At 73.7% G+C, this 20,046-nt stretch carries 17 protein-coding genes; all 17 read right to left on the bottom strand.

What is annotated here, in order from left to right; all coding sequences use genetic code 11:
- Positions 1–194 precede the first annotated feature (194 nt).
- Entirely contained in the window at positions 195–1,697 is a 1,503-nt protein-coding gene (locus AB0M79_RS32835; protein WP_364221487.1) for a potassium/proton antiporter, read from the bottom strand.
- Positions 1,698–1,718: 21 nt separating this feature from the next.
- Entirely contained in the window at positions 1,719–2,060 is a 342-nt protein-coding gene (locus AB0M79_RS32830) for a DUF167 domain-containing protein (protein ID WP_357537514.1), read from the bottom strand.
- 154 nt (positions 2,061–2,214) lie between these two features.
- The gene (locus tag AB0M79_RS32825; protein ID WP_364221551.1) at positions 2,215–2,733 is read right to left on the bottom strand and encodes a hypothetical protein; all 519 of its coding nucleotides are present in this window, start codon (positions 2,731–2,733) and stop codon (positions 2,215–2,217) included.
- 302 nt (positions 2,734–3,035) lie between these two features.
- Entirely contained in the window at positions 3,036–3,839 is an 804-nt protein-coding gene (locus tag AB0M79_RS32820) for a DivIVA domain-containing protein (protein WP_357537516.1), read from the bottom strand.
- A 52-nt stretch (positions 3,840–3,891) separates the two neighbouring features.
- The gene (locus AB0M79_RS32815; protein ID WP_357537518.1) at positions 3,892–4,191 is read right to left on the bottom strand and encodes a YggT family protein; all 300 of its coding nucleotides are present in this window, start codon (positions 4,189–4,191) and stop codon (positions 3,892–3,894) included.
- Between the two features lie 24 nt (positions 4,192–4,215).
- Positions 4,216–4,920, bottom strand: coding sequence for a cell division protein SepF (gene sepF, locus AB0M79_RS32810; protein ID WP_364221482.1), 705 nt, complete (start codon positions 4,918–4,920; stop codon positions 4,216–4,218).
- Positions 4,921–5,196: 276 nt separating this feature from the next.
- Positions 5,197–5,955 (bottom strand): YggS family pyridoxal phosphate-dependent enzyme, encoded by a 759-nt coding sequence (locus tag AB0M79_RS32805; RefSeq protein ID WP_364221479.1) that lies wholly within the window; start codon positions 5,953–5,955, stop codon positions 5,197–5,199.
- Between the two features lie 9 nt (positions 5,956–5,964).
- Positions 5,965–7,083 (bottom strand): cell division protein FtsZ, encoded by a 1,119-nt coding sequence (ftsZ, locus tag AB0M79_RS32800; RefSeq protein ID WP_364221476.1) that lies wholly within the window; start codon positions 7,081–7,083, stop codon positions 5,965–5,967.
- A 234-nt stretch (positions 7,084–7,317) separates the two neighbouring features.
- Positions 7,318–8,142: an FtsQ-type POTRA domain-containing protein gene (locus AB0M79_RS32795; RefSeq protein WP_364221473.1), complete on the bottom strand. Its 825-nt coding sequence runs from the start codon at positions 8,140–8,142 to the stop codon at positions 7,318–7,320.
- Complete coding sequence (murC, locus tag AB0M79_RS32790; protein WP_364221470.1) at positions 8,139–9,587, bottom strand: UDP-N-acetylmuramate--L-alanine ligase; 1,449 nt, start codon at positions 9,585–9,587, stop codon at positions 8,139–8,141. The genes AB0M79_RS32795 and murC overlap by 4 nt, the downstream gene beginning before the upstream one ends.
- A gap of 61 nt (positions 9,588–9,648) precedes the next feature.
- Positions 9,649–10,755: an undecaprenyldiphospho-muramoylpentapeptide beta-N-acetylglucosaminyltransferase gene (gene murG / locus AB0M79_RS32785; protein ID WP_357537529.1), complete on the bottom strand. Its 1,107-nt coding sequence runs from the start codon at positions 10,753–10,755 to the stop codon at positions 9,649–9,651.
- Positions 10,755–12,374, bottom strand: coding sequence for a putative peptidoglycan glycosyltransferase FtsW (locus tag AB0M79_RS32780; RefSeq protein ID WP_364221467.1), 1,620 nt, complete (start codon positions 12,372–12,374; stop codon positions 10,755–10,757). The genes murG and AB0M79_RS32780 overlap by 1 nt, the downstream gene beginning before the upstream one ends.
- A 109-nt stretch (positions 12,375–12,483) precedes the next feature.
- Positions 12,484–13,590, bottom strand: a complete 1,107-nt coding sequence (mraY, locus tag AB0M79_RS32775; protein ID WP_212820989.1) for a phospho-N-acetylmuramoyl-pentapeptide-transferase — start codon at positions 13,588–13,590, stop codon at positions 12,484–12,486.
- Positions 13,587–14,978, bottom strand: coding sequence for a UDP-N-acetylmuramoyl-tripeptide--D-alanyl-D-alanine ligase (murF, locus tag AB0M79_RS32770; protein WP_364221464.1), 1,392 nt, complete (start codon positions 14,976–14,978; stop codon positions 13,587–13,589). The genes mraY and murF overlap by 4 nt, the downstream gene beginning before the upstream one ends.
- Positions 14,975–16,507 carry a UDP-N-acetylmuramoyl-L-alanyl-D-glutamate--2,6-diaminopimelate ligase gene (locus AB0M79_RS32765; protein ID WP_364221461.1) on the bottom strand — a complete coding sequence of 511 codons (1,533 nt, stop codon included), beginning with the start codon at positions 16,505–16,507 and terminating at the stop codon, positions 14,975–14,977. The genes murF and AB0M79_RS32765 overlap by 4 nt, the downstream gene beginning before the upstream one ends.
- A 264-nt stretch (positions 16,508–16,771) precedes the next feature.
- Positions 16,772–19,039 (bottom strand): penicillin-binding transpeptidase domain-containing protein, encoded by a 2,268-nt coding sequence (locus tag AB0M79_RS32760; protein WP_364221458.1) that lies wholly within the window; start codon positions 19,037–19,039, stop codon positions 16,772–16,774.
- A gap of 3 nt (positions 19,040–19,042) precedes the next feature.
- Complete coding sequence (locus tag AB0M79_RS32755; RefSeq protein WP_364221455.1) at positions 19,043–19,747, bottom strand: hypothetical protein; 705 nt, start codon at positions 19,745–19,747, stop codon at positions 19,043–19,045.
- Between the last annotated feature and the right edge of the window lie 299 nt (positions 19,748–20,046).

Here is a 20,046-nt window from a genome sequence, read left to right as displayed (position 1 = left end):
CAGGACCCCGCGCCGCCGTACTCGTCGACGGGCGGGTGTGGCTCCCAGTTGCAGAACGGTGCGCGGCGGTCGCCGCGCACTCCGGAGATTCGCAAGAATACGGAACGTACACACGTCCGACAACAGGCTGCCCGGTTCTGACTGGTTTGCACCCTAATTAACCGCCAAATTAGGGCAAAGGGAACTCTAGCTGATCATTCCGCGCGGCCGTCACCATATTCGTGAAACCAACGGGCCAACCTGCCGCGCCGACCGACCGCCCGCAGCCGCCGCTCGGTCTCGTCCCGCACCTGCGCGGTCGCCACGATCAGCAGACTGTCGCCGACCTTGAGCCGGGTCTCCGGCCCCGGCACCGAACCGGTCCCGTCCCGCAGCAGCAGGGTAACCACCGCCCCCACCGGGAGCCGCAGTTCGTCGAGGTGCACCCCGGCCAGCCGGGACCCCGGCGGGATCTCCAGCTGCAGCAGGTCGGCGCCCATCCGGTCGAGCGGCGCCGTCTCCACCACGATCTCCGCCGGCTCGGCCGGCGCGGTCACCCGCAGCCGCGCGGCCACCGGCGCCAGCGTCGAGGTCTGCACCAGTGTGAAGATCACCACGAGGACGAACACCGCGTCGAACAGCCGGGCCGCCCCCGGCGCCCCCGCCGACAGCGGGATGGTCGCCAGCACGATCGGCACCGCGCCGCGCAGCCCGGCCCAGGACAGGAACAGCCGCTCCCGTACCGCGATGCCGAACGGCAGCGTCGCCACCAGCACCGACAGCGGCCGGGCCAGGAAGACCAGCGCCACCCCGGCGACGATCGCCGGCAGCAGCGCGTCGTCCAGCCGGGCCGGCGAGACCAGCAGGCCCAGCAGCACGAACAGGCCGATCTGGGCCAGCCAGGCCAGCCCGTCGGCGAAGCCGAGGATGGCCTGCCGGTGTGGCAGCCGGGCGTTGCCGAGCACCACGCCGGCGACGTACACGGCGAGGAACCCCGACGCGTGCACCACGGCCGCCGCCGCGTACGCCAGCACGGTCAGCCCGACGGCCGCGATCGGATACAGCCCCGCCGCCGGCAGCGCGGCCCGGCCGAGCAGCCACTGCCCGGCCCGGCCCACCAGCAGGCCGACCGCCGCGCCCAGCCCCAGCTCGTACGTGAGCAGCAGCCCCTCCCACCACCACGGATGGGCGCCGAAGCCGGTGGTGGACAGCAGCACGACCAGCAGCACGACCGGGGCGTCGTTCATCCCGGACTCGGCCTCCAGCAGGGCGACCAGCCGGCGCGGCAGGCGCAGCCGGCGCAGCGTCGCGAACACCGCCGCGGCGTCGGTCGACGACAGCACCGCGCCGTAGAGCAGGGCCAGCCGCCAGTCCAGGCCCAGCCCGACGTGGAGCACCGCGCCGACCACGACGATGCTCACCGCCACGCCGAGCGTCGCCAGCGTCGCGGCCGCGGCCAGCACCGGCCGCAGCGTGCTCCACCGCGCGGTCAGCCCACCCTCCGCGATGATCACGATGAGGGCGCAGAAGCCGAGGGTACGGGTCAGCTCGGCGTCGTCGAACCGGATGCCGAGCCCGGCCTCCCCGATCGCGACCCCGAGCGCCAGGTAGACCAGCAGGCTGGGCAGCCCGAGCCGGGTGGAGAACCGGACCGCGGCGACGGCGACGAGCAGCACGGCGGAACCGATCAGCAGCGCGAGGTCGAGGTTGCCGGTCATCGCGGCCCCTCGCCGACGGCCTCAGTCCGCGGATCCGTCGCGCAACCGGCGCAGCCGGGCGTCGAGCGCCGGGACCGGACCGTCCACCACGAACAGCTTGTCGCGGCTGGCCGCCCCGGTGCGCAGGATCACCGCCGCCGGGCGTACGTCCAGGGCGGCGGCGAGCGCCTTGCGGACCGCCTCGGTGGCCCGGCCGTCGACCGGCGGGGCGTTGACGGCGACCACCAGCGCCGGCCCGTACGGCCCCTCGTGGCAGCCGCCGACCCGGGCCCGGGACGCGCCGGGCTTGACCCGTACGGCGACGGTGAACGGTCCGGACGGGGTCGGCTCGCCCGCCGTACGTCGGCCGCCGGCACTGGTCATGCCTCATTGTGCAGGTCGACCGGCCGGCGCCGCGTCCGTCGGACAGCCGAACGGTGGGCCGGCCGGGTGGCCAGCGGCGCCGGGCGTGAGCGCTGGCGAGATCCGGCGGGAGTGGCCGGTGGCCAGATCCGTCGCGGGTCAGACCCGGCGGGCGTCAGACCCGGCGGGCGTCGGCGAGCAGGGCGCTGTCGGGCTCGCACAGGCTGCACGGGGTGAAGCCGAGCTCGACCGCCTCGCCGACCGGCAGCGGTTCGCCCTCCCGGCCGAGCAGGTGGACGCAGCCGCCCAGGTGGTAGCGGGGCCGTCCGTCGACGACGAGGACCTCGCTGGACATCCGGGCGATGCGGGCCGCCTCCGCGGGCGAGACGTACTGGGCCGCCGGCTCGTCCGGCGGGTCTTCCTCGCCCGCCGGGTCGGTCGCGACCGTCTGCGCGGTCCGGTCGACCGAGGTCGACCGGTAGACGGATTCGTCGACCGGCGCCGACCGGGTGAACGGCTGGTCGGCCGGTGCCGAGCGGGGGAACTGTCCACGCGGACCGGGATCGTCGGTCGCGCTCTCCTGCGGGTAGCCGCCCTGTGTCGGCACGGCCGGGGCGATCGGCTCGGCGACCGCGACGGACGTGTCGCCCTCGGCCCAGCCCCCGGCGCCGTGCCGGGTGGCCGGCTCGGTCACCCGGGTCCCCGCCCCGCCGCGGTGGTAGTGCGGTTGGTCATCCTCGTCGCCGGCACGCGGATCCAGGTCGTCGCCGGGGCCGGCCCCCGCGCGGGCGGCGGCCGCCTGTCGGGCACCCACCACCAGCGCGACGGCGGCCAGCAGGCTCGCGGCGATCGAGCTGATCAGCAACGCGCTCGAACCGTTTGCCAGTCCGAGTACGAGCAGCGTAACGGCGACGAGGATGAGCAGCAGACTTCCGACGATCACGGCTCACCCCCGCCGCTTGAGTTGACGTTGTCCTCTGTGGTCGTGGACCCGGATCAACGACCGGCTTCGAGCGCGCCGGAGCGGCTCCCGCCGTAGGACCCGGAGATCCCCGCCGCCGCGAACCCGGAACCGTTGCCGGAACGGCCCCCCACCTCGGCGCGGGTCATCTCGCCCTCGAGCTTCTGGCCGCGGCCGTCGAGGTCGCGGAGCTGGCTCTCCAGGTAGGCCTTGAGCCGGGTGCGGTATTCGCGCTCGAACTGCTTGAGCTCCTCGAGCTGCTTCTGCAGCGCGGTGCGCTTCTCCTCCAGGCCGCCCATGGCCTCCTGGTGGCGCTGCCGGGCGTCCCGCTCCAGCGCGTCGGCCTTCGCCCGCGCCTCCCGGGTCACCTCCTCGGCCTTGCCGCGGGCGTCGGACAGCAGCTTGTCGGCTTCCCGACGCGCGTCGGACACGTGGTCGTCGGCGGTCCGCTGGGCCATCATCAGCACCCGGAGGGCCTGCTGCTCGCCGTCGCCGCCCGAGACCGGGCCGCCCTGCGCGCGGATCTGCTCCAGCTCGGCCTGCATCGCACGGGCCGCCTGCTCGGCCGCCGCCTTGTCGCGCTGCACCCGGTCGAGCTGGGCCTTGGTGTCGTTGAGCTCGGCGGCGAGCCGGGGGTCGGCGCCCGGGCCGGCTGGAGCGCCGCCACGACCGCCGCGCTCCACCTGCGCGCGCAGCTCGTTGTTCTCTTCGATCAGACGGGCGAGCTCACGCTCGACCTCGTCCAGGAAGGCGTCGACCTCTTCCTCGTCGTACCCCCGTTTGCCTATCGGAGGCTTCTTGAAGGCGACGTTGTGGACGTCGGCCGGGGTCAGCGGCATCGAAACTCCTCGGGTCAGTTGCGGCCGCGTGGCTCGCTGGTTCCCAGGACGTTCACCTGAGGATCAGCGGCCTTAACACGAATTCCATCAGCACGAACAGGATAACCAGGAGCACAAGGGAGGCCAGGTCGAAGCTCACGGTACCAATTCGCAATGGTGGGATCACACGCCTCAACGCCTTGAGGGGCGGATCAGTGACGCTCCACACGGATTCCAATCCTGCGGATGCCCCCCGACCGGGCTGCCAGCGGCGGCCGTACTGGAGCACGGCGCTGAGGACGAACCTCGCCAAAAGCGTCAGAAGGAACAGGTAAACGATGAGATACAGGACTTGCAGCACGATAGACAACACGGCAGGCGGGGTCCCTCGGTCGGGTTAGCTCAGACTGAAAAACCCGCCCTCAGCGATCTTGGCCTTGTCCTCCGCGGTGACCTGGACGTTGGCCGGTGAGAGCAGGAACACCCGGTTGGTCACGCGCTCGATCGTACCGCGCAGCCCGAACGCCAGCCCGGCGGCGAAGTCCACCAGGCGGCGGGCGTCCGCCTCGTCCATCTCGGTGAGGTTGATGATCACCGGTACGCCGTCGCGGAAGTGCTCGCCGATCGTGCGCGCCTCACGGTAGGTGGTCGGGTGCAGCGTGGTGATCTGGTAACGCTGCTCCTCCTCGGCCACCACGGCCCGCTCCCGCACCTGCACCTGCGGTGCCAGGGCGAGGTTGTCCCGGGTCTGGTAGCTGAGCGCGGACGACGACTCGGAGCCGCCGGCCCGGGTGATCGAGCGCACGCTGGAGCGCTCCGGACGGTCGATCCGCTCGGTGCGCTCGACCCGCTCGGGCTCACCCCGGTCACGGTCGAGGTCGGCGCCGCGGCCCACGTTGCGCTCGGCGAGCCGGGCCCGCTCGCTGGCCCGCGCCCGGGGCAGGGCCGGCGGCTCGTCGCGGTCGTCCTCGTCGTCGTTGAACTCGTCGGCGTACCGGCTCTGCCGGTAGCCCGAGTCACGGTAGCCGCCGTCGTCGTAGCCCCGCTCGTCGTCCTCCTCGACGAGGCCGAGCCAGACCCCCGCCTTGCGCAGTGCACCCATCGCCGCGCCCCTCCGTCCGCCGTGCGGCACGAGCCCCCCGTGCCGTGCCACTGTCACGCGCGTGGACACTGTGGTGTCCACTTCGGTGACCGGACCGGCTCCCCCGTGGTCCGCGGCCGCGGCGGTGTCCCCCGCCGGGCACGGAACCGTCACCACCGGTTGTCGACGGCTCACCGGCCGGTCACGACCGGATCACCGTGGAGCACCGGCCGTGTCCCCCGATCGGGAAGGCCCGTCCCCAAACAACACTGATGTAGTTTGGTGTCCGCCGTCAGGCTACCGCAGCGTGGGACGCATTCCGAGCAACGCGCTGCCGACGCGCACGTGTGTCGCGCCGTACCTGATCGCCTCTTCCAGGTCGGCACTCATGCCCGCCGAGAGCGCGGTCGCTGTCGGATGATCGACACGGAACCGGGCCGCGATCGCGGCCAGCCGCTCGAACGCCGCCGTCGGCTGCCAGCCCAGTGGCGCCACCGCCATCAGCCCGGCCAGGCGCAGCGGACCGTCGCCGGCCACCACGGCCGCCACCTCGTCCAGCCGCCGGTCCGCCTCGACCGCATCGGCCCCCCAGGCCGGCGCCAGCGCGCCGCCCCGGGCCGGATCGCCGTCGACGCTGACCTGCACCAGTACGTCCAGCGGGCGGTCCCGGTGCCGCCGCGCGGCGTCGGCCAGCGCCCGGGCCAGCCGGACACTGTCGACGGAGTGCACCACGTCGGCGTATCCGACCACCGACCGGCACTTGTTGCGCTGGAGCTGGCCGACGAAGTGCCAGGTGACCCGCGTGCCGGCGGCGGCGACCGCCCGGGCCTTGGGTGCCGCCTCCTGGTCGCGGTTCTCCCCCACCTCGGTCACGCCGAGGCCGCCGAGCAGTTCGACATCGGAGGCCGGGTAGGTCTTGGTGACCGCGATCAGGGTCACCTCGCCCCGGTCGCGGCCGGCCGCCGCGCAGGCGTCGGCGATCCGCGCGCGGGTCCGGGCGAGGCCCGCCGCCAGTTCGGCGCGGCGCTCCTCGCGCCCCTGGGTCGACTCGGTCATCGGACGGGCTCAGGACCCGTTCTTGAGGAAGTCCGGCACATCGACGTCGTCGAAGAGCACCCGGCGCGGCGGCTGGGCCGGCGGCGGGGTGACCGGCGGCGGGTTGACGGCGCCACCGCCGGAGACCGGCTGCGCCGGCGGTGGAGGCTTGCCCGCCGAGGTGGCCGGCTTGTACGCCGGGGTGCCGCCGTCGAAGCCGGCCGCGATCACGGTCACCCGCACCTCGTCGCCGAGCGCGTCGTCGATGACCGCCCCGAAGATGATGTTGGCGTCCGGGTGGGCCGCGTCGGTCACCAGCTGGGCCGCGTCGTTGATCTCGAACAGGCCCAGGTCGGAGCCGCCGGCGATGGACAGCAGCACGCCCCGGGCACCGTCCATGCTCTGCTCCAGCAGCGGGCTGGAGATCGCCGCCTCGGCCGCCTCCACCGCGCGGTTGTCGCCGCGCGCGCTGCCGATGCCCATCAGCGCGCTGCCGGCGCCGCTCATGACGCTCTTGACGTCGGCGAAGTCGAGGTTGATCAGGCCCGGGGTGGTGATCAGGTCGGTGATGCCCTGGACACCGGAGAGCAGCACCTGGTCGGCCTGCCGGAAGGCGTCCATCATGCTGATCCCCCGGTCGCCCAGGGCGAGCAGCCGGTCGTTGGGGATCACGATGAGCGTGTCGCACTGGTTGCGCAGCTCGTCGATCCCGGCCTCGGCCTGCACCTGGCGGCGCTTGCCCTCGAACGAGAACGGCCGGGTGACGACACCGATGGTCAGCGCGCCGAGCTTGCGGGCGATGTTGGCGACCACCGGCGCCCCGCCGGTGCCGGTGCCGCCGCCCTCGCCGCACGTCACGAAGACCATGTCGGCGCCCTTGAGCACCTCTTCGATCTCGTCGCGGTGGTCCTCGGCGGCGTTCTTGCCGACGTCGGGGTTGGCGCCCGCACCGAGCCCGCGGGTCAGCTCCCGGCCCACGTCGAGCTTGACGTCGGCGTCGCTCATCAGCAGCGCCTGGGCGTCTGTGTTGATGGCGATGAACTCGACGCCCTTGAGGCCGACCTCGATCATCCGGTTGACGGCGTTCACACCGCCGCCACCGATGCCGACGACCTTGATGACCGCCAGGTAGTTGTGCGGAGGAGTCATCGGGCGACCTTTCCCTTCGAGGTGGGCGGCTGCCGACCGTGTGCGGCCCGGCCAGACCGCGATCAACATCCACTCGGTACGACAAGGGTCAGGGGGTGAACCCTAACCCTCTACTAGAGGCTTACAGTTATGTCAACTACTGATCCTCACCGGCAAGGTAGGCGGACGCGCGGCCGCAACCAAGGACCTGCGCGGCGTGTCGCCGAGGTGTGAGTCGGATATCGGACCAGTGGCTCAGCGGATCGTGACCACGTCGGGCGCGCTGACATCGATCATGTCACCCTCGCGGGCGAGCAGTGCGGTCGCCACCTCGGCCTTCGTCGCGCTGTCCGTGGCGTCGCCCCACACCACCTCACGCTCGTCCGCCAGCAGCAACCGGATCCGCGCCGGACTGTCCACCACCACCTCGACCAGCTCCCGCCGCAGGTCGTCGGTCAGTGCGGTCAGCACCGTCAGCGCCCCCCGGGTGCCCAGGTCGTCGGGTCCCGGCTCGGCCACCCGCACCAGCGGCAGCCCGTCCGGCCGCTGCGGCAGCTCACGGAAGACCACACCGGACGCGTCCACCACCACGAACGCCTCGCCGCGCGGCACCACCGCGACCGGCGTACGTTCCACCACGTCGACCACCACCGTGTTCGGAAACTCCCGCGACACCGCGACCCGCTCCACCTGCGCCAGCCCACCGACCCGACGCTCCACCGCACCGGTGTCCAGGCCGGCCAGCGGCGCGCCGGACCGGACCGCCGCCGCGGCGCGTACCTGGTCGGGGGTCAGCAGATCCGTCCCGTTGACGCGCACGTCGCGTACGCCGAACACGGCGGTGCCGTAGACCACCCAGGCCGCCAGGCCGACCAGGGCCAGCAGCGCACCGGCGACCGCCCACGGCAGCGCCGCCCGCAGCCGGCGCTGGCGGGCCCGGCGCATGAACCGCCGTACCGACGGCGGCACGGCGTCGCTGCCGGCACGCACCAGCCGCCACCGCCGGGTGGGCTCACCCTGGCGGTCCCGCCCGCCGGCTGCCGGGCCGCCGGGCCGCCCGCGGCCGGCCCCGGCGGTCATCCCGCGCCGGGGGTCGGGGCGTCCGGGGCGGGCCGGGCCAGCGCGTCGAGCAGTTCGTCGCCCATCAGGGAGATCGGCGGGGCGCCCATGGTGACCACCAGGTCACCGGCGCGGGCCCGGCGGGTCACCTCGGCCGGCACCTCCTCCCAGGACGGCACGAACACCTTCCGCGCGTCGGGCAGGTCGACCGCGGCGGTCAGCGCCACGCCACCCTCCCCCGGCCCGCGGACCTCGCCCGGACCGAACACCTCCAGGACGATCACCTCGTCGGCGAGCGACAGCGCGGCGGCCAGCTCGGCCTGCAGGTCACGGGTGCGGTAGACCCGGTAGGGCTGGAACACCACGAGCAGCCGGCCGCCGGCGGCGACCTCGCGCAGGGTGCGCAGCGCCGCGGTCATCGAGATCGGGTGGTACGCGTACTCGTCGTAGACCTGGACGCCGCCGGCCACCCCCTTGCGCTCGAACCGCCGGCGTACCCCGGGGAAGGTCGCGAGCGCCTCGACGGCCGCGTTCAGCGGCACACCCAGCTTGCGGGCGGTGAGCAGGGCGGCGGCGCTGTTGAGGCCCATGTGGTGGCCGGGCACCGGCAGCCGGATCTCGCCCAGCGACACGCCGTCGAGATGGGCGAAGTAGCGCACCCCCTGCACCGACGAGACGACCTCGGTCAGCCGCAGGTCGGCGTCGGCGGCGGTGCCGTACGTGAACACCCGCCGGCCGCGCGCCCGCAGCGTCGCGATCAATCGCTGCGCCCCCGGGTCGTCGGCGCAGGTCACCACGAACCCGTCCGGGTCGGTCAGCTCGGCGTACTCGACGAACGCCGCCTCCAGCCCGGCGAGGTCGCCGTACGTGTTGAGATGGTCGGCGTCGACGTTCGTGATGATCGAGACGTACGGCCGGTAGCGCAGGAACGAGCGGTCGCTCTCGTCGGCCTCGGCGACGAAGTACCGGCCGGTGCCGTGGTGGGCGTTCGATCCCACCTCGGAGATCTCCCCGCCGATCACGAACGACGGATCCTCGCCGGCGTGCTGCAGGATCAGCGTCATCATCGACGTGGTCGTGGTCTTGCCGTGCGTGCCGGCGACCGCGACCGTGCGCCGGCCGGTCATCGTCGCCGCCAGCGCCTCCGAGCGGTGCAGCACCCGCAGGCCGCGCCGGCGGGCCTCGACCAGTTCGAGGTGGTCCTGCGGGATCGCCGTCGAGTAGACGACCGTGTCGACACCGTCGAGGTTGGACTCGACGTGGTTCATGTGGATCGTGCCGCCCAGGGCCCGCAGCCCGGCCAGCGCCGGCCACTCGCGCAACTCGCTGCCGGACACCACCATGCCACGGGTGAGCAGCAGGCGGGCCAGCCCGCTCATGCCGACGCCGCCGACCCCGATCAGGTGGATGGCGCCCAGATCCTCGGCGGCCAACGTGCCGGTCGCACCGGCCTGTGCGATGTTCACAGCCGAACCCTCCCGTGTCGCGGCGCCCCGTCCGTCGGGCCACCGCCTTGTGTCGCGAGCCTCATCGGGCCACTGCCTCGTAAACGAAGTCGAGCAGTGCCTCGTCACCGTCGCGGCGCCCGTACGCCGCCGCCGCCGTACCCATCGCGGCGAGCCGGCGCGGGTCGCGCAGCAGCGGCAGCAGGTTGCTCTCGATCCAGCCCGGGCTCAGCTCGGCGTCGTCGACGATGAGACCGCCGCCCGCCTCGACGACCGGCAGCGCGTTGCGCTTCTGCTCCTGGTTGCTGTGCGGGTAGGGCACGTAGACCGCGGGCAGCCCGATCGCGGCCACCTCGGCGCAGGTCATCGCCCCGCCGCGGCACAGCATCAGGTCGGCGGCGGCGTAGCCCAGCTCCATCTGCGAAAGGTACGGCAGCGTCACGTACGGCACCGGCAGATCGGTCGGCACCGACACCGGCTCGTTACGGGCGCCGATCACGTGCAGCACCTGCACCCCGTGCCGGGCCAGTTCCTTCGCCGCCCCGGCGACGGCCAGGTTGATCGAGCGGGCGCCCTGCGAACCACCGGACACGAAGACGACGGGCAGGTCGGGCCGCAGCCCGAAGTGCGCCCGGGCGGCGGCCTGCTGGGACCACCGGTCCAGGCCGGTGATGCCGCGCCGCAGCGGCACCCCGACGACGCGGGCGTTGCGCAGCGACTCGGCCTGCGCCGGCTGGTGCGGGAAGCCGACCGCGATGTGCTTGGTGAACTTCATGCCGAGCCGGTTGGCGACCCCCGGCGGCACGTTGACCTCGTGGATGACGATCGGCAGCTCGCGCCGCCAGGCGGCCAGGTAGGCCGGGACCGAGACGTACCCGCCGAAGCCGACGACCACGTCGGCCCGGACCTCCTCGATCACCTTGCCCGCCGCGCGGGCCGCCTTGTACATCCGGTCCGGGGTCCGCATCAGGTTCACGTTGATCGACCGGGGCAGCTGGTAGGCCGGGATCTGCCGCAGGTCGTAGCCGGCCGGCGGGATCAGCTCGTTCTCCAGGCCCTTGGGTGTGCCGACGCAGGTGATCCGGACGTTGGGGTCGTGTCGGCGCAGGCAGTCGGCGAAGGCCAGCAGCGGGTAGATGTGTCCCCCGGTGCCACCTCCGGCGAGCACGACCGACCGAAGCTGACCCATCAACGTCTCCTCTCGCTGCCCGAACCGGCGCGCGGCCGCGCCGTGCCGCCCTGCTTAGGCCGGGCGTCGCCGTCGCGCCGCTTCGTGGCGCCCGGATCGGCGCCCCGCCTGGCACCGGAACCGGTGCTCCGGGCGGTGGGCGCGGACGATCGGTCCGCGCGGCGCCCGGCGGGAAGCGGCGGCAACGGGGCCCAGAGTAGTCGTACCCATCGGGCCGGCGGTCGGGCATGCAGAGCTCGGGCGGCGTCCGGTTCGGCGCGGGCGAACGACGCCAGCATGCCGACCGCGGCCAGGGTCACCAGCAGGGCGCTGCCGCCGCGGGAGATGAACGGCAGTGGCACGCCGGTGAGCGGGATGAGGCCGACCACGCCACCGATGTTGATCAGCGCCTGGCTGATCAGCCAGGTGGTCGCCGACGCCGCCGCCAGCCGCCGGAAGTCCCCCTCGACCCGGCGGGCGATCCGCATCCCGCTGTACGCGAGCACGCCGAACAGGGCGAGCACGACGAAGCAGCCGACCACGCCCAGCTCGTTGGCGAGAATGGCGAAGATGAAGTCGTTGTCGGCGGCCGGCAACCAGTCCCACTTCAGGCTGCCCTTGCCCAGGCCGACCCCGAACCAGCCGCCGGTGTCCAGCGCGTTGCGGGACTGGATCATCTGGTAGCACAGGTCGAGCTTGCAGTCGTCTGGCGGGTTGAAGAACAGCGTGAGCCGGTCGAGCCGGTAGTTGCCGCCTTCGCCGCCCTGCGACGCCGCCGCGATCAGCAGGCCCACGCCGGCCAGGCCGAGCACCGACAGCGTGGCGAAGATCCGCAGCCGTACGCCGGCCGCCCACAGCAGGCCGACGACCACGGCGAGCAGGCACAGCATGGTGCCGAGGTCGTTGTAGCCGACCAGCACGAACAGCAGGCCGACCACCGGGAAGAGCGGCATGGCCAGTTCCCGCCACCAGCCCAGGGCCGCCCCCTTGCGGGCGATCACGTCGGAGCCCCACAGCACCATGCCGAACTTCGCCACCTCGGAGGGCTGCAGCCCGACCGGCCCGATGAAGAGCCAGAGCCGGTCGGCCTCCAGCGGCCCCAGGACGGACTCTTTGAGCAGCCCCAGCGCGGCGAGGGCCAGCAGCGCGTCGAGGATGACCAGCAGGGTCAGCGCCACACCGAGCACCGGGATCGCCAGGGCCTGGAACGTACGCGCCGGCAGCCGCTGGCACACCCAGAAGGCGACCAGGCCGATCAGCGCGAAGGCTGCCTGGTTGGCGAACGTGGCGGTGGCGCTGCCCACGTCGGCGAACGACCTGACGCTGGTCACCGAGTAGACCATGGTCAGGCCGATGACCAGCAGCAGGCCGGCGCTGGACAGCAGCAGGTAGTAGGAGGCGAGCGGCCGGGCGAGCAGGCCGCGCAGGGCGGCGAGCCCGCCGGACAGGTCGACGCCGCGCCCCGGTGCCCCGGCGGGCGCTCCGGCCCGTCGCGGCCCACCGACCTGCTGGCCGGTGCGCTCCGGCCCGGCCGGCTGTTTGGCCCGTGGCGACCCGGCGGCCGCCTCGGCCCGTGGCGGCCCGGGCCGGTCGGTGGCCGGTACCGCCCCCTCGTCGTCCGGCGGCTGCTCTCCCGTCATCGCCCGGCCCTCCCGTCCTGCCACATCGCCTCATCATGGGCGTTCGTCCGACGCCCGGCGGCGTTGCCGCCGGCCGGGCGTGTCGGGGCGAATCGCCCATCGTGACCGGTCAGCCCATGGCGGTCAGGAAATCGCTGTAGAACAGGCCGAGCGCGATCGCGACCCCGATCCCGGCGATGATCCAGAACCGGACCACGATGTTGACCTCGCTCCAGCCGGCCAGCTCGAAGTGGTGCTGCAGCGGCGACATCCGGAAGACCCGCTTGCCGGTGGTGCGGAACGAGATGATCTGGATGACGACCGACATCGTGATGATCACGAAGAGCCCGCCGATGATCGGCAGCAGCAGCACGGTACGGGTGGACATCGCCATCCCGGCGATGAGCCCGCCGAGGCCCAGGGCGCCGGTGTCGCCCATGAAGATCCGCGCCGGCGAGGTGTTCCACCACAGGAAGCCCACACACGCCCCGGCGGCCGCGCCGGCGATCAGCGCGATCTCCAGCGGGTCGCGTACGGCGTAGCAGTAGATGTCCTCGCGGGTCACGTAGTTGGGGTCGGCGCACCAGTGCCGGTACTGCCAGAACGCGATGAACGCGTACGCCCCGAGCACCATCACCGACGCGCCGGTGGCCAGACCGTCGAGGCCATCGGTCAGGTTCACGCCGTTGGTCGCCGCCATCACCACGAAGATGAAGATGATGACCGAGGCGACCTTGCCGACGTCGAGGAAGTCGATGTCGCGGACGAACGACAGCGTCGTGCTGCCGACGGTCTCCCCGTTCGTGCTGGGGAAGTAGAGGGCGATGACGCCGAAGACGGCGCCGACCAGCATCTGCCCGATCAGCTTGCCGCGCTTGTTGAGGCCCAGGCTGTTGCGCTTGCGGACCTTGAGGAAGTCGTCGAGGAACCCGACCGCGCCGGAGAAGACCAACAGGCCGAGCAGCACCAGCGCGGTGATGGTCGGGCCGACCTGGAAGATCTGCTGGTCCGGCAGGGTGGTCAGGGCGAGGTGCCCGGCCACGTACGCGATGACGGTGGCCACGATGAAGGCCACGCCGCCCATCGTCGGCGTGCCCTTCTTGCCCAGGTGCATCTGCGGGCCGTCGGAGCGGATCGGCTGCCCGGCCTTCAACCGGGTGAACACCTTGATCGCGACGGGGGTGATGAACAGCGAGACCAGGAACGCCACGCCGATCGCGACGATGACCGCCCTCACGCCGCGGCTCCCCCGTTCGCACGCAGCGCGTCGACCACGTCCCAGGTCTGGTAACGCGAACCCTTCACCAGGACGACGTCACCGGCGCGCAACTCGTCACGCAACCGCCCGACCGCCGTTTCCTGATCGGCCACCAGCACCGACTCTCCTCCCCATCTCGGATCAGCCGTTGCCGCCTCGTGGATCGGGGCGGCAGCCGCGCCGACCACGTAGAGGCGGTCCACCTCCAGCTCGGCCACCAGCCGGCCGACCTGTTCGTGCCCGGAACGCTCCTGTTCGCCCAGCTCGGCCATGTAGCCGAGCACGGCGACGGTGCGCCGGTCCTTGCCCATCGCGGCCAGCGCGCGCAGCGCGGCCGCCGTCGAAGCCGGGTTGGCGTTGTACGAGTCGTCGACGACGGTGACGCCGTCGGGCCGGTCGAACACGTCCATCCGGCGGGTGGAGACCAGCCGCAGCTCGCCCAGTGCCGCCGCGAGTTCGGCGTCGGGCAGCCCGGCCTCGCGGGCGACCGCCGCGGCGGCCAGGGAGTTGCCGACCTGGTGCCGGCCGCTGAGCCCGAGCCGGACCGGGTGCCGTCCGTCCGGGGTCACCAGCGTGTACGACGCCCGGCCCCGCTCGTCCAGCTGCACGTTCTCGGCGCGCACGTCGGCGTCGGCCGCTTCGCCGACGAGCACCACCCGGGCCGCCGTACGGGTGGCCATGGCGCTGACCAGCGGGTCGTCGGCGTTGAGCACGGCCACCCCGTCGGCGGGCAGCGCCTCGACGAGTTCGCCCTTCGCGGTCGCGATGCCCTCGACCGAGCCGAACTCGCCGATGTGCGCCACCCCGACGTTGACCACGACGCCGATCGTCGGCGGGGCGATCCGGCACAGGTAGCCGATGTGTCCGGGGCCGCGGGCGCCCTTCTCCAGCACCAGGAACCGGGTCTGCGGCCCGGCGCGCAGCACGGTGTGCGGGTGCCCCAGCTCGTTGTTGAGGGAACCGGGCGGCGCGACGGTGGGACCGACCCGGGCCAGCAGCTGGCCGATCAGGTCCTTGGTCGAGGTCTTGCCGGAGGAACCGGTCACCCCGACCACGGTCAGGTCCGGCAGCCGGCGTACCGAGACCCGGGCCAGCGCGGCGATCGCCGCCAGCGGATCGGCCACCACGACCATCGGTACGCCCGGCACCTCGCGGCTGCCGAGCACGCCGGCCGCGCCGGCCTCGACCGCCCGCGCCGCGTAGTCGTGGCCGTCGACCTTCTCCCCGACGAACGCGACGAACAGGCCGCCCGGCCCGATCTTGCGGGAGTCGTATTCGACGGTGCCGGTGACCGTCGCGGTTCCGTCGGTGCCGGCCAGCCGGCCGTCGACGGCCCCGGCCACCTCGGCGAGCGTCAGCGGGATCATCGCTGCCCCACCAGGTGCCCGAAGCGCGCGGCGAGCGCGGCGCCCAACTCGACCCGGTCGTCGAAGGGGTGGGTGACCCCGGCGATTTCCTGGCCGCGCTCGTGGCCCTTGCCGAGCAGCGCGACCACGTCGCCCGGCCCGGCCAGCCGGACGGCCTCGTCGATCGCGGCCCGGCGGCCGGCCACCTCCACGATCCGGGCGGTGGAGCCGGCGTCGGCGGCGCCGCGCAACACCTCGGCGCGGATCGCGGCCGGGTCCTCCGAGCGCGGGTTGTCGTCGGTGACCAGGACCAGGTCGGCGCCGCGCGCCGCGGCCGCCCCCATCACCGGGCGTTTGGCCCGGTCCCGGTCGCCGCCGGCACCGATCAGGCAGATCAGCCGGCCCTGCCCGGCGCCGACCAGGTCGCGCAGCGCGGCCAGGACGGCCACGATCGCGTCCGGCTTGTGTGCGTAGTCGACCACGCCACGCACCGGACCCGGCGCGTCGACCAGTTCCAGCCGGCCCGGCACCCCACGGCAGGCGGCCACCCCGGCGGCGGCCGTCACCGGGTCGACGCCGACGGCGACCAGGGCCGCGATGGCGAGCAGCGCGTTGGCGACGTTGTGCCGGCCGGGCAGCGCCACGCCGGCCTCGACGGCGACCCCGCCGGGGCCGTGGGCGACGAACCGCTGCTCGTAGCCGCTGCCCCCGATGTCGGTCGCCCGCCAGGTCGCGGCCGGGTCACCGGCGGCGGAGTACGTCACCGTGTCCGGCTTGTGCAGCGGTAGCAGTGCCGGGTCGTCGAGGTTGAGCACCTCGACCCCGCACCGGCCGTCGAAGAGCTGCGCCTTGGCCGCGAAGTAGTCGGCGGAGTCGGCGTGGAAGTCCAGGTGGTCCTGCCCGAAGTTGGTGTAGCCGCCGACGTCGAACCGGACCCCGCCGACCCGGCCCATCGCCAGCGCGTGGCTGGACACCTCCATGACCAGGGCGGTCACGCCGCGCTCGCGGGCGGCGGCGAGCATCGCGTGCAGGTCGGTGGCCTCCGGCGTGGTGCGGACGCTGTCCACGGTCAGCTCGCCGAGCCGGGTCTCGACGGTGCCGATCAGGCCGGTGACGTGCCCGGCGGCCCGCAGCCCCGACTCGACCAGGTAGGCGGTCGAGGTCTTGCCGGCGGTGCCGGTGACGCCGATGACGAGCAGGTCGCCGGTGGGATCGCCGTACACGGCCGAGGCGACCGTGCCGAGCACCGCCCGCGGGTCGTCGACGACCAGCGCCGGCAGGCCGGCGGCCGCGGCGGCCGGGGCGCCGGCCGGATCGGTGAGTACGGCGACCGCGCCGGCCGCCGCCGCGGCGGGCACGAACTCGGCGCCGTGCCGGCGGGCGCCCGGCAGTGCGGCGTAGAGGTCGCCGGGCAGCACGTCGCCGCTGGCGTGCGTCACCCCGGTGACGGTCAGCGCCACGGCGCCGTCCGGGGGTGTGACGCCGAGCAGCGCGGCGAGGCCGGCCAGCCGGTGGGGAGCGACGGTGTGAGGACGCGGATTGCCGGGCACGGCGGTAGACCCTACCCCGTCCGGTTGACGGGGCGGCACAGCCGGCCCGGTGGTTCGTGGAGTCACCCGGGCCCTCCTTCGGCGCTGCGGGGCGCGTGGGAGCGCCGCCTCCGGCGGGCCGACGCCCCGGTACGCGTATCGGACGAGGCAGTATCACCACCACACGCCCGGCAAAACACCGATCAGACGCAAGTCGGTACGGGCACCGGCCACTGATCCCGGCGTGGTCCGCCGGCCCGGTGGAGCCGGTGCACCGCGCGCCGGCTACCCCGGGAAGACGACGAACTTCGGCGGCTCGGTGCCGGTCGGCGGCACCCGGTAGTGCAGGAGGGTGAACGCCATGATGTCCTTGAACGTCGGTGCCGCGATGTCGCCGCCCCCGCCGCCGGGGGTGTGGGCGAACACCGACACCACGTACCTGGGGTTGTCGGCCGGCGCCATTCCGATGAACGACGCGACCTCGCCCGGGGCGTAACGACCGTCGACCACCCGCGAACCGGTGCCGGTCTTGCCGGCCACCCGGTAGCCCGGGATGGCCGCCTTCAGACCGGTCGCCCCCGGCACGGTGGTCACCGCCTCCATGACCGTACGCAGCGCGGCCGCGTTCTCCGGGCTGATCACCCGGCGGGTCTCCGGCGCCGGAGCCGCCGTACGCGTGCCGTCCGGGTCGACCGTCTCGCGGATCAGCCGGGGCTGCACCCAGGTGCCGCCGTTGGCGATCGCCGCGTAGACGGCGGTCATCTGCAGCGGGGTGACGTCGACGCTGTGCCCGATCGGGATCGAGCCCGGCGACGAGCCGTTCCAGTCCTTCGGTTCGAGCACCCGGCCGGCCGCCTCTCCCGGCATGCCCTCGCCGGTCGCCTTACCGAGCCCGAACTTCAGCTGGTAGTCGTAGAGCCGCTGCGCCCCGAGCTGGTCGGCGAGCATGATCGTGCCGACGTTGGACGAGAACGCCATCATGCCGGGCAGGCTCATCTGGGCGCCCTGCGCGTTGCGGCTGTCGCGGTAGGTGGTGCCGCCCTTGTTGATGGTCGCCGGCACCGGCAGCGTGCCGTCCGCCGCGATCACGCCCTCCTCCAGCGCGGCGCCGAACACGATCGGCTTGTGCACCGAGCCCGGGTCGACGACGAAGCTCGTCGCGGCGTCCTCCCGGTCGGTCGGCTTGCTGCCCTTCCAGTTCGCCGCGTCGTACGTCGGATGGCTGGCCTGGGCGAGCACCTCGCCGGTCCGGATGTCCATCACCACGACGGTGCCGGTGGTCGCCCTGACCCGGGCCATGGCCTCGCTCAGGATGCGCTGGACCTCGAACTGCAGGTCGCGGTCGATGGTGAGGACCAGGGAACTGCCCGGCTGCGCCGCCCGCTCCTTGAGGTAGCCGTCCGGGATCGCCTTGTTGAGGTCGCCGCCCCCGATCTCGAAGATCCGCTCGCCGTTGACGCCGCGCAGTACGTCGTCGTACCGGGCCTCGATGCCCTCCAGGCCGGACATGTCGTCGCCGGTGAACCCGATCAGGTTGGCGCCGAGGTCGCCGCCCGGCACCTCGCGCCGCTCGTCGCGGTGGGTCCGGACGCCGTCGATGTCGAGTTCGAGGATCTGCTCGGCGGTCTCGATGTCGACGCCCCGGGCCAGGTATTCGAACTGCGACTCGTTCCCGTCCGGGCGCTTCTGCGGCAGCAGGCGCGGCAGCAGTTGCGACTTCGGGATGCCGAGCAGCGGCGACAGCGCGGTGGCGGCCGCGGCCGGGTCGGTGACCTTGGTCGGGTCGGCGTAGACGTACCGGGCCTCGACGCTGTGCGCGAGGACCGCGCCGTCCCGGTCGTAGATGGTGCCCCGGGGCGCCGGGATGACGACCGGGTTGCTGAGCCGGCCGGCGAGGCCGCCGTCGGCGTACGCCGGCGTGTCGACCACCTGGATGACGACCAGCCGGATGCCGATGACGGCGAAGAGCGTCAGGGCGAGGAAGCTGCCCAGCCGCAGCCGCCGGTTCGGGTTGGCCAGTTGCGGTGGCCGTGGCTTGCGGTACGGCCGTACCGGCTGTCCCCGGCCGGCGGTGCCGGACCCGCGGCGCGGTGCCGGTGCGGCGCCGGGGCCACGGACGGCCCGGCTCCCGGTGCCCCGGCCACGTTCGGTGGCGGCCCGGCCGGTGCCCGTACGGTCCGTTCCGGCGCGGCCGGTGCCCCGGACCCGGGCGCCCCGGTCGGCGCGGTCCGGCTCACCGCGGCCGCCGGCACGGTCCGAACCCCGTGCCGGCTGGGCCGGGGTACGCCGAACCGGTCCCTTGCGTCCGCCGTCGAGCACCTGCAACGCCGGCCGGAACGGGTCCCCGCTGCGGTCCGGGCGGCCGGCGTCGCGCACGGTACGGCCCCGGGGGGTGTACGACCGCGCGTCCGAGATGCCGCCGAGCCGCCGCTCGGGGGTGTCTCCGTCAGCGGCGCCGCCCCGGCCCTGGCTGTCCCGGCCGGCCGCCGACCGGGACGAGCCGCGCCGGGGCACTTCCGTGTCCCGGCGCGGCTCGTTCGACCTTGGTGCCATGGGCTATTGACCCGCTCCCTGCTGGCTGGTGATCGCCGGCTGCCCGCCGGCCGGCTGTGGGATGCCGATGACCTGGCCGTCCGGCAGCCGGATGAACGCCGGCTGCTTGGACTCCACGAGTCCGAGCTGACGGGCCCGGGCGGTGAGGTTGCCCGGCGCCTCGTGCTGCGCGATCTCGCGCTTGAGCTTCTGCTCCCGCACGTCGAGCGCGGCCTGCTCGGTCTGCAGGCTGTCGAGCCGGAACGCGTTCTCGTTGATCTTCGTGTTGATCACGAGGATGCCGAGCACCCCGCCGACCACGAGCACCAGGACCGCGGCCACGAACGGCGCCCGCGGCACCGCGACCGGGCGCGGTGGGGCGACCCGGAGCCGGGGCGCCGGCTGCGCGTCGACCTCGGCGCCGGCCGGCTCGGCCGTGGCGCGCCATTCCTGCTCGCGGGGCGCCAGCGCCGCGCTGCCCTGGGTCGGGAACTCGCGGACCGCGCCGTCGCGGTTCTCCCGACCGGCGACGGACGTGCCGCCGGCCCGCCCCGCGGACGTGCCGCGCGCCGAGGCGATGTCCCGGGCACCCGTGGCCGCCCCCCGGCCACCGCGCGCCCGCGTCGTGTTCCGGCTCGTGGTCGCATCCGTGGTCCGGCCCCCCGACCGCGGTGCGCGCCGCATGGTGTCGCGCTCGACACCGTTCCCGCCGCTGATTCGCTCGCTCATGATCCCTCCCCCTTTTCGTCCGTCTCCCCCGGACGTCGCCGCCCGTCCTGCCCCTGCGGTGCGGACGTCGCGGAGCGCCGCCGGGCGCTCGGCTGGTGCAACGCCTTCACCTGACGGCGGGGCCGTTCGCGGGCGGCCCGTGCCGTCTTGCCGTTCCCGGCCGGTCGCGGGTCGGCGCCCCTGCCCCGTCCCGTACCCGCCGGGCCGCCACCGCTCCGGCCTTCCCCGCCGGTGCCGGTGTCGCGACCTCTTGCCGTGCCGGCGGTGCGGCCCGCCCGGACACCGGCTTCCCCTGCCGG

It is taken from the genome of Polymorphospora sp. NPDC051019, assembly GCF_040683055.1.
Classification (GTDB): domain Bacteria; phylum Actinomycetota; class Actinomycetes; order Mycobacteriales; family Micromonosporaceae; genus Polymorphospora; species Polymorphospora lycopeni.
This window is presented reverse-complemented; position numbering and strand designations above follow the sequence as displayed.